This is a genomic window from Gordonibacter pamelaeae 7-10-1-b (assembly GCF_000210055.1).
GTDB classification, from domain to species: Bacteria; Actinomycetota; Coriobacteriia; order Coriobacteriales; family Eggerthellaceae; genus Gordonibacter; species Gordonibacter pamelaeae.
In genome coordinates, this window is record NC_021021.1 from 1,939,642 (window position 1) to 1,948,008 (window position 8,367).

General features: G+C 62.5%; 5 protein-coding genes. 2 read left to right on the forward strand and 3 right to left on the reverse strand.

Annotation, left to right across the window (positions count from 1 at the left end):
- Both GPA_RS08985 and GPA_RS08990 read left to right on the forward strand, forming a co-directional pair.
- Positions 1 to 1,526, forward strand: a 1,526-nt coding sequence (locus tag GPA_RS08985; RefSeq protein WP_231847615.1) for an amidase, incomplete at its 5' end; no start/stop codon positions are given.
- A 341-nt stretch (positions 1,527 to 1,867) separates the two neighbouring features.
- Complete coding sequence (locus GPA_RS08990; protein ID WP_015539669.1) at positions 1,868 to 3,142, forward strand: radical SAM protein; 1,275 nt, start codon at positions 1,868 to 1,870, stop codon at positions 3,140 to 3,142.
- A gap of 185 nt (positions 3,143 to 3,327) precedes the next feature.
- On the opposite strand, the gene GPA_RS08995 is transcribed toward GPA_RS08990, so the two are convergent.
- From GPA_RS08995 to GPA_RS09005, 3 genes are all read right to left on the reverse strand, one after another.
- Positions 3,328 to 4,116: a 4Fe-4S dicluster domain-containing protein gene (locus tag GPA_RS08995; RefSeq protein ID WP_015539670.1), complete on the reverse strand. Its 789-nt coding sequence runs from the start codon at positions 4,114 to 4,116 to the stop codon at positions 3,328 to 3,330.
- Between the two features lie 2 nt (positions 4,117 to 4,118).
- Positions 4,119 to 6,725, reverse strand: a complete 2,607-nt coding sequence (locus GPA_RS09000) for a molybdopterin-dependent oxidoreductase (protein ID WP_015539671.1) — start codon at positions 6,723 to 6,725, stop codon at positions 4,119 to 4,121.
- A gap of 72 nt (positions 6,726 to 6,797) precedes the next feature.
- Positions 6,798 to 8,279, reverse strand: coding sequence for an amidase (locus tag GPA_RS09005; RefSeq protein ID WP_041239369.1), 1,482 nt, complete (start codon positions 8,277 to 8,279; stop codon positions 6,798 to 6,800).
- Positions 8,280 to 8,367 lie beyond the last annotated feature (88 nt).

Sequence of the window (8,367 nt, forward strand, 5' to 3'; positions counted from 1 at the left end):
TATTCCGCCGTTTAAAGCTGTTCGATTCGTTTAAGGAGAGGAAGATGGAGAGCATCACGTACATGAGCGCCTCCGCCATCCAGCGCAAGATCATGGCGAAGGAGATCTCCCCGATCGAGGTCATGGATCATTTCATCAACCGCATCGAGAAGCGCAACGCAAGCATCAACGCCTTGGTCGACGTCGACTTCGAAGGCGCACGCGCCCAAGCGAAAGAGGCCGAGCGCACGCTCATGGCCGGCAACGCAAAAGGCGCGTTCTTCGGCATACCAACGGCGGCTAAAGACTTTACACCGGTACTGCCCGGATGGAAGGGCACTTGCGGCGGCATCCCAGCCGTAAAAGACACTGTTGACGTGTGCCATTCAACCTACACTAAAGCCATGGTCGACGCAGGCGCCCTATTCGTCGGCAAGACCAACGCCCCCTCGCTCGCCTTCCGCGGCACGTGCGACGACAAGCTCTACGGTGCAACGAGCACCCCGTTCAAAGTGGGCTACAACTCGGGCGGCTCCTCGGGCGGCTCCGCGGCCGCGGTCGCCGACGGACTGCTCCCGATAGCGGAAGGCACCGACGGAGGCGGCTCGATCCGCATTCCGGCAGCCTGGTGCGGCATCGTCGGCTACAAGCCGTCGCTCGGCCTCGTATCCAACTCCCCGCGCCCCGACGGTTTCGGCACGAGCCATCCCTTCTGCTTCGACGGCGCCCAAACCCGAACCATCGAGGACGCTGCCCGCGCGCTGACCGAGATGGCCTACTACGATCCGCGCGATCCGTTCAGCATCGACTGGGGCAAAATAGACTTCACCGAGGCGCTGGGAGCGCCTATCGAAGGCAAGCGCATCGCCTTCACCCCTGACTTCGGCCTGTACGAGGTCGACCCCGAGGTCGCAGCCATCGTCGAGAGAGCCGCCAAGCGCTTCGAGGAGGCCGGCGCGATCGTAAACCGCCTCGACTTCTCGCTTAAATCCCGCACGCACATCGAACTCGCCGAGGCATGGTGCCAGATGGTGTCGATCGTCAACAGCGAGTCAATCCTTGCTTGGAAAGATCAAGGTATCGACCTCATCAAGGATTATCCCGAAGATATCAGCCCCGAGCTTATCTACTGGACGTTGGATTCCTACAGGCGCAGCTACCGGGACCTCATCCGCAACGACACCATCCGCACCGAGGTGTTCGACGCAATGCAGAACGCCTTCGAGAAATTCGACTTCATCGTCTCGCCGACCAACGCCTGCAACCCGCCTGCAAACGATCCGAATCGCAATACCCTCGTGCGTGAAGTCAACGGCAAGCCGGTCGAGCCTCTCATCGGATGGCGCCTCACCTACTTCTGCAACTTCACCGGGCACCCGGCGATTTCGGTTCCAGCCGGTTTCGCAAAGGACGGTTCGCCAGTAGGCATGCAGATCATCGGCCAGCGCTACAACGACAAGGGTGTTCTCTCCATGGGCTCGGCTTTCGAGGAGATTCAGCCTTGGGCCCACATCTACGACGAACGTGTCGAGAACCGCAAGCTTTAAAAGGCAATCGGCATTTCAAGCTGGACGCCAAGCCGAAGGGCCCACCGTCATCCTTATGCGGGTCCTTCGGCTTTCTAAGAAGAAGGCGAGGGGAACGTATGTGCGGATACGCATGCTGCAATTGCGGAAAATGCCGTGGGGAGGCATCGAAGCACCTCGCTTCGTTGGAAAACGTACCCGGCTTCTGTCGGGAATGCGGCTTCCTGAACAACCCTACCGCCGCAGTATGCAAGTCGTGCGGTGCCTCACTAGCGGACATTGCGTCCAAAGCCAAGGCGGGAAACGCCAACCAAGTTTTCAAGGAATAGCTTCCACAAGCGCGTACGGAGGAGTCATGCGCCATGGATATTCGAAAGTATGCGGAAATTTTCGAAGCAAACGAGAGGGAATTCGAAGCATCTATTGAAGAATTCGGGGTGCTGTTCGAACGCGAGGAGTCCTCTCCGCGTTTGCGGAGAGAGCAAGTGGGCCGTACGTGCGCATGCCACTGCGAGAACGGGGGGTCATCGGTATGGCGCGGCTGGATATCGACGGCATGCCGAGCATGCCGCACGGGCGAGCAGACGGCATCGCTGTTCGTCGACCTTCGCTGCACGAAAGACTGCTATTTCTGCTTCAACTGCAACCAGCCCCACTACGAGCATTTCCGCGTGCACAAGCGCAATATAAGCTTGGAACTCGACCAAGCGCACGCCGCGGGTGCGAAGCTCCGCTGCCTGGCCGTAACAGGCGGCGAGCCGCTTTTGAACAAGGACCAGGTTCTTCCGTTTCTTGCCCATGCTAAGAAACTGTACCCCGCTACCCACTTGCGTCTATACACGAACGGCGACCTTCTTGACGAAGAAACCCTCGAAGAGCTTGCTTCCTCGGGTTTGGACGAGATCCGTTTCAGTGTGAAGCCGTTGGACTTCGACGACAACCAAGAGCATGTCTTCGCAATGATGGAAAGGGCGGCGACCGTGCTTCCTGACGTGGTCGTAGAAGTACCGGTCATCCCGGACTCGGTCGACGAGCTGGAAAGCCTCATGCGGCGCGCCAATTCGATTGGGGTGCGGGGCATCAATCTCCTGGAGTTCTGCTTCCCACTGCACAAGACCGAAGAGTTCCTCCGGCGCGGCTTCGAGTTGCGCAAGCACCCGTACAAGTACCCGTACCAGTACCGCTACAGCGGCGGCATTCCCATTGCGCGCAGCGAGAAAGAGGCACTCCGCCTGATGGAGTTTGCCGTAGCCGAGAACCTGCGCATGGGCGTGCACTACTGCAGTGCTGACAACAGGATATCCGCGCAGGTCAACTTGCAGAATAAGATGTTCTCCCATGACGGGCGGCTGCGGAGGCAATGGCCTTGGATGGACGCCGACGAGGACGATCACTTCTTGAGATGCGCCAAAGCGTTCGGTGGCGGAGCGGCGGATGTGAGGGAATGGGCCGAGCGTGCGGGGTCGATCCCCTACAGTTACGATGCAGACGTCCCCAGTATCGCCATACCGCGCTCGCTGGCCTCCGATGCGATGAAGGCTTGCCCCAAAGCGTCCTTCGGCGAGAGCGTTAGCGTGCTCGAGCGCGAAGGAGACATCATCTGCATGAGGGAAATTACCGTGCGAGAACTTGCATAGCGATCCGATTCCCGACGACAACCTGCGGCCTCCAAACCCTTTGCACTTGTGCCGTATCTCAAAGAGGCGCATTCTGAAGGCACACGAGAATATCGGCGCCCTACCACTATCTGGCGGGGCGCCGACAAAATTCTGGACCAGCCTCAGGGGAGCAGCTAGGCAGGAACGACCTTCCTTCTATCCATTCATCTCAAAGCGATATCCCCCAGGTTCAGGTCCTTCTCGCGCACGTCGGCCGCGAGCTCCCTGCCGGCCACGCGCACCGTGTAGGCGGCTGGCTCCACCTGGTCGAACAAGAAGTCGCCGAAGTCATCGGTGGGCACGCGGGCCACCTCGGTTCCCGCTTCGTCCACAAGCACCGCCTCGGCGTCGACCACGACCTCGCGGGAATCGAAGTCCACGAGGCAGCCAGCTACGAAGCGCTTCGGCAGGTTCTTGTACCAGGCATGCGCGCCGAGCCCCACAAGCGGGCCGAGCGGCTCGGCGCCCTTCAGGTCGAGCGCGCCTTCCTCGCCGAACGAGAGCGCGCCCGTAGGGCAGGCGTCCACGCAGCGCGGCTCGGCCCAGCCGTCGTCCAGCAGGTGCGCGCAACCCGTGCACTTCTGCGGCAGGTTCAACTCCTCGTTCCAGTAGATCGCGCCCATCGGGCAGGCGTCCATGATGGCGCGCTGGCCCTTGGCCTTCGCCGGGTCGATGACCACGAGCCCGTCGTCGTGGCGGTACACGGCGCCGTCCTTCGCGGCGGCCGCACACGGCGCATCGTCGCAGTGTCCGCAGACAAGCGGCGTGTACGATACGCGCACCACCGGCACGCTGCCGCGCACCTTCTCCTCCACCTTGCACCAGAAGTGCCCGGTCATCGGCTGGTCGGCGGCGTAGGGCATCCACTCGGTGCCGCAGTGCTCGTCCTTGCAGGAAATCTGGCAGTTATGGCAGCCGTTGCACTTGGCAACGTCGATCAGAAAAGCTTTCATGGCTACTCCTCCACAATCAGGCTGTCGAGCACCCGGCCGCACTCCACGTCGTAGGAGCGAGCGAACGCCTCGGGGTACTGCCCGGCCAGCTCGAACACGTCAACCTTCTTCACGCCCACGAGGAAGCTGTTCGTCACCTCGCCGGCCGCGTTCTTCGACGTGGTGGCCGAGGGGCAGATGAGGTTGTTGGCGCCGCCGCGGTCCAGGCCGCCCATGCCCACCACGATGCTGTCGCAGCGCGCGCCGTGGTCCTGCGACACCGCGCCGGGCATGATGCGCTCGGATAGGATGACGCCGCCGAGCACCATGCCGCGCTCGTTGTAGATGCCGGCGATGTCGCCGTCCGCCAGGCCCAGCTTCTCGGCATCCACGGGGTTCACGTACAAAGGCTCGTAGCCGTAGCCGTCAGGGCCCACCACCTTGCCCGTGGCGAGCTCGCGGAACCACGGCACGTCGTCGTGGTTCGCGTGCACGCGCCAGCGCGGATGGTTCGTCACCAGCAGGTACGGGTAATCCTTGGCGCGCTCGCTGGAGATGCGGTCATCGTGCCCGTCGCCCTTCTCTATCCAGTGCGCCACCGGGCCGCGCACCTTGTCATCGGGGAACGTCTCGGCCAGCGTGGTTGAGTAGTACTCGATCTTGCCCGAGGGCGTGAGCAGCGGGTTGTTCTCCGGATCCTCGTAGAAGCCGATGAGGCCGGCAGGCTTCGCCTCCCAGTTCTCCTCGGTGGGGAACAGCTTGAAGCGGTCCTCGAGGAACCGGTCGAAGTCGGCCGTGTCGCCGCCCTCCATGCCGCACTCGCGGAAGCCCTTCTCTATCCAGTCGATCACCTCGTTGCCGTGCGTGTAGCGCTCGTAGAGGTTCTCGTACACGCCGCCCAGCTTCTCCAGCGCGCGGGCCACCTCGCCCACGGCCTCGTAGTCGGTGCGCACGTCGCCCACCGGGTCGACGGCCTGGCCCTCGTAGGCGATGGCGTTCCACTGGCCGCTGCGCACGTCCACGTTGAAGTCCTCCAGCTCGAGCGTGGTCGAGGTGGGCAGGATGATGTCGGCGAACAGGCAGTCGTTCTCCATCCAAGGGTGCTGCACGAGCACGAACTCCAGGTTCGGGTGGCGCAGCGCGTCCTGGAACTCATGGCCGCCGTTCCAGCAGGTGGACCAGCAGGGCGCGTCGGACCAGATCATGCGGATGCCCTTGCCGGGCTCGGGCGCGTACTTGAACGGGATGAGCTGGTCGGCGCGGTCGATGCCAGCTATCACGTGGCCGTGCCACTCGATGGACGGCTCGGTGATGGCCTTGTGGATCATGGTCTTGGGGATGAACGGCTCGCTCAGGTCCATCGTGGCGCCGCGGTAGGCGCCCTCGGAGGACGGCAGCACGCTGCACGACGGCAGGGGGTTCAGCGTCTTCACATCCATGAGCTGCCATTCGATCATCTGGAACTGGTTCACGCCCGGCTGGCCCACGCCGCGCATGCCCAGCAGGTACACCTCCATGCGCGCCGGCTCGTGGGCGAACGCCGCGCGGATGTAGCCGCCGCCGTTGCAGTGGGCGATGGACACCTTGTGCTTCGCCCAGTAGCGCGCGAGCGCCTTGATGCGGTAGTCGGGCACGCCGCAGCGCTCGGCCGCCCATGCGGGCGTCTTCGGCACGCCGTCCTCGCGGCCCAGCACGTAGTACTCGAACCAGTCGAAGCCCACGCTGTGCGTGTCGATATACTCTTTCTCGTAGGTGCCCTCGGTCATCCACACGTAGGCGATGGCCAGCTGCAGGGCCACGTCGGTGTTCGGCAGCACGGGGATCCACTTGTCGGCGTGCACGGCCGCGGCGTAGTTGCAGTCGGGCGCCACGAACACCGACAGCACGCCTATCTCGTTGAACCAGTAGCACAGGCGGCTGGCCATCTGACCGCCCCAGCCCCACGGCGTGGTCTCGGGGTCGGCGCCCCAGTAGAAGATGGCGTCGCCGTTGTCGGAGATGTCCTTGATCACGTTCGTGGTGATGGTCTGCATGCCTACTGGGTCCATGCCCCAGGCGTGCTTGGCGCCCCAGTACCAGCCCTCCCAGCTGTCGGGCTGGCGGGCTTGCTTGAGGAAGCCGCCGGTCAGGTTCAGCAGGTTCGTCTGGCAGCCGTGGGCGGCATGGACGTTCTTCGTCTCACCGTGGCCGTCGGACTGCGCCATGATGGAGAACGGGCCGGCCTCCTCCTGGATGCGCTTGATCTCGGCGGCGATGAGGTCGCATGCCTTGTCCCAACTGATGTGCACGTACTTCGACGAGCCGCGGTTCTGGGTGTTGCGCTCGCCGTTCGGATCCCAGTCCACGCGCTTGAGCGGGTACGGGATGCGGTTCGGCGAGTAGGTGCGCGTCTTGTACGCCACCGAGAGCGGCGGCGGGTAGCTCTTCATGCCCGGCTCCAGCACGTGCCCGCGCGCCTCGATCTTCCACGCGTTCAGCTCCTCGGGCGTGTAGAGCTGGTCGTAGTGCAGCGGGCGGATGCGCGCCACGCGCCCGTCCTTCACGTCGACCTCGGTGATGTTGGAACCCATGCCGAAGCCGCAGAAGCCAAGGCACTTGACGACCGATTTGTCGGTGGTCTTGTTTGACATGCTATTCCCTCCTTTTCCATAAACCGCAAGCGCGTCTCTTAGACGCGCGCTTGCGGCATCGCTGAACCCGCCTTAACGCAAATTGCGCTCGGCCGTGACCCGGTAGATCTTCGCCCAAGGCTGTATACGCTCGAATGCCGCGCTTGCCGCCAAGACATCCTCGTCAGCCCAGCGCCGCCCGATGATCTGCATGCCAACCGGGAAGCCGTCCTTCGAGAGGCCAGCTGGGATGGATGCTGCCGGGTGTCCGGTGAAGTTGCAAAAGTAGGTAAGGCACCATCCGATGAGCGGCTCGACCTTCTCGCCGCCGAGCTCGGTCGGGCCCGCCGTGATGCCGCCGGGAACGTTCGGAACCGGATGGCACGCCGTAACGGGCGAGATGACAAGGTCATAGGTTTGGAATGCCGTTTGCAGCGCATCGTATATCTCGGTGCGCACGACATCGTCAGCGTTGTAGTCGACGTAGCCTCGACGGTACGCGTCGTTGATCCAATACACGAATTCAGCCGGCACATCGTCAGCATGATCCCTCAATAGGTCGATACCCCCGCCTTTGAGTGCCTCGATCGATTCCAGTCCCGAGATGGATATGAGGCGGCACCATGCCTCGGCAAGCTCGAAATGCGAGCGTGAAATATCGAACTCTACCGGCTCCACGACTGCTCCGGCCTCCACGAACCGCTGCGCCGCAGCGGCAACCATATCCTTGATCTCGGGGTCTACCGGAAAGATGCCGAAGTCAGGCGTGAATCCGATCCTCCAGCCCTTGAGCGGCTTGTCGAGAGCCGCCGCGAAATCACGTTCGCCGCGGTCGAGGCTCACCGGATCGAACGGGTCGAACCGAGCCATAGCCTGCAACACGTAAGCGGAATCCTTAACCGTACGGCTCAGCGGCCCGTCCCATGTGTAGGGATGCGTGAGAGAGAAGGCGTTCGGCCTCACGGTTGCGGGGATGGTTCCAACTGATGCCTTGTAACCATAGCAACCGCACCATGCGGCGGGAATACGGATCGAGCCGCCTCCGTCGGTGCCTTCCGCCACAAGCAGGATGCCATCGCCCACCGCGGCTGCGGAACCGCCCGAGGAGCCGCCCGAGTTGTAGCCCACCTTGAACGGGGTGCTCGTTGCACCGAACATCTTGTTGTCGCAGGTTCCTCGGAAAGCGAACGACGGAGCGTTGGTTTTACCCACCAAAATGGCGCCTTCGTCAACCATCGCCTTGGTAAAACAGCCGTAACCAGGGTCTTTTTGGTGCGAGAGGGCTTTCACGCCCCCCGTGGTTCCCGGCCAACCCGGAACTCCGGGCAAAAAGTCCTTAGCTGCCGTGGGTATGCCGAAGAACGCACCATCGGCATCGCCCCGCATGAGAACCTTCTCCGCCTCGATCGCCTTCGCGCGCGCCTCGTCGAAAGCCGTATAGGTGAAGGCATTGATCGACGGGTTGCGCGCCTCGATAGCCGCAATGCAATCATCCATGACTTCAACTGGAGAAATACCCTTAGCTTTGATATCGGCCGCGAGATCAACGGCACTTAAATGCTCGTTTACTGCCATGTCCAAAACCCTTCCTTCTAGTTCGGCGCCCGCCCTTCCCAAAGGCATGGGCGAGCGCCTCAAAAGCCGTAAACAGCTTTTTTGTCTC

Excerpts from the sequence above, each read along its gene's own strand:
- GPA_RS09000 (WP_015539671.1), bottom strand. The coding sequence starts at position 6,725 with ATGTCAAACAAGACCACCGACAAATCGGTCGTCAAGTGCCTTGGCTTC.
- GPA_RS09005 (WP_041239369.1), bottom strand. The coding sequence starts at position 8,279 with ATGGCAGTAAACGAGCATTTAAGTGCCGTTGATCTCGCGGCCGATATC.
- GPA_RS08990 (WP_015539669.1), top strand. The coding sequence starts at position 1,868 with ATGGATATTCGAAAGTATGCGGAAATTTTCGAAGCAAACGAGAGGGAA.
- GPA_RS08995 (WP_015539670.1), bottom strand. The coding sequence starts at position 4,116 with ATGAAAGCTTTTCTGATCGACGTTGCCAAGTGCAACGGCTGCCATAAC.